Genomic DNA, 1768 nt, shown 5'->3' with positions numbered 1-1768 from the left:
CTTGGTATATTAAAGGTTCGGGCAACACTTAAGTATCCTAAACCTTCATGATCATGGTAATACTGTACAACCTTTTCTTTAAATTCTTTCGTGTACCTTTTATTACTCATAAAAACTCTCCCCTTATAGCGACAACGTAACACCCCATAATCTCTGTGTCTACTATAAGGGGATAATATCACAGACCCCTTTTACTTTTGAGGAACCTGCCCCTCTATCCCAATAATTCTCATTGACATCCTTTTTATAAAAATGATAATCTGTTTTGGTTGTTTACTATATTAGTAATTTACCACAGTAAAGGATTCAGGAGTGATAGATTTGAATGCAGTATTAATAGCTGTTCTTGTTATGCTAGTTCTTAGTTTGACTCGTGTACATGTTGTGTTAGCACTTGCCATTGGTGCATTGACAGGTGGCCTCTTAGGCGGCTTAGGCTTTGAACAAACAATCACTGTTTTTAGTGATGGTCTGGGAGGTAGTGCTACCGTAGCACTTAGTTATGCTTTGCTTGGAGCGTTTGCTGTTGCCATTGCCCGTACCGGATTGCCGGAAGTAATGGTTCATTTAGTTGTTAAAATGGTTGGGCGAAATAATGATTCAAGAAAGAAAACTTTATCAAAAGCACTTATTTTCTTCTTACTTACGTTAATTTCTTGTTTCTCGCAAAATGTCGTGCCAATTCATATTGCCTTTATTCCAATTTTAATTCCACCAATTTTAAAGATTTTAAATGAATTGGGTGTCGACCGCCGAGCAATTGCCACGATGTTAACTTTCGGATTAACAGCACCGTATATTTTCTTACCATATGGATTTGGGGCAATCTTCCAGGGGATTATTGCTGACAATATGGAGCAAAATGGTCTAAATGTAGATCTTGCTGTTGTACCAAATGCAATGGCACTTCCGACAATCGGACTTGTTATTGGGCTATTGATTGCGGTTCTTTTCACTTACCGTAGAAATCGCACCTATCAGGATCGAGCTATTGTTGGGGCGCCTGTAGAAAAACAAGAGTATACAAATCGCTCCATCATCGTGGCAATCATTTCGATTGTAGCGACATTAGTTGTCCAAACTATATCTGAGTCAATGATCATCGCTGCATTAGCAGGATTAGTCGTGTTAATAGGAAGCGGTTCTTTAAAATGGAAAGAAGCAGATAACGTCGTAACGGAAGGAATGAAGATGATGGCTTTTATTTCCTTCGTTATGTTAACTGCATCAGGCTTTGCAGCAGTAATTCGTGAGACGGGACATGTAGATTTACTTGTAACACAAACAGGGAATATCGTTGGAGATAGTAAAGCTGGAGCTGCTTTATTAATGCTCGGGATTGGTCTATTCATTACAATGGGAATTGGTTCATCCTTTGCGACGATCCCAATTATTGCTACGTTGTTTGTCCCACTAGGTATGGCGGCTGGTTTCTCTCCAATAGCCATTACAGCATTAATTGGAACAGCAGGTGCATTAGGGGATGCAGGTGCGCCTGCATCAGACAGTACTTTAGGACCGACAGCAGGTTTAAATGCAGATGGGCAGCATAATCACATTTGGGATACTTGTGTACCAACCTTCCTACACTTCAATATTCCATTGTTTATTTTCGGATGGATTGCTGCAATGATTCTATAATTCAAGTAAGAGGGACAGAGGGACAAGGAACCTGTCCGAGACTACTGAAAAACGTTTCCTAAAATATGTAAAATGATAAAAATACAAAAAGAAAAAGAAAATCCCCCAACATTTGGTATAATAGAGT

Annotated in this window: 1 protein-coding gene; it reads left to right on the top strand. The window is 39.2% G+C overall.

Annotation, left to right across the window (positions count from 1 at the left end; genetic code table 11):
• Positions 1 to 321 precede the first annotated feature (321 nt).
• Positions 322 to 1641, top strand: coding sequence for a Na+/H+ antiporter family protein (locus JOC48_RS21125; protein ID WP_204502404.1), 1320 nt, complete (start codon positions 322 to 324; stop codon positions 1639 to 1641).
• Positions 1642 to 1768 lie beyond the last annotated feature (127 nt).

The sequence above is a fragment of the Aquibacillus albus genome, assembly GCF_016908325.1.
GTDB lineage: Bacteria > Bacillota > Bacilli > Bacillales > Amphibacillaceae > Aquibacillus_A > Aquibacillus_A albus.
Note: the sequence above shows the minus strand (reverse complement) of the source record. Positions and strands in the feature narration are given on the sequence as shown.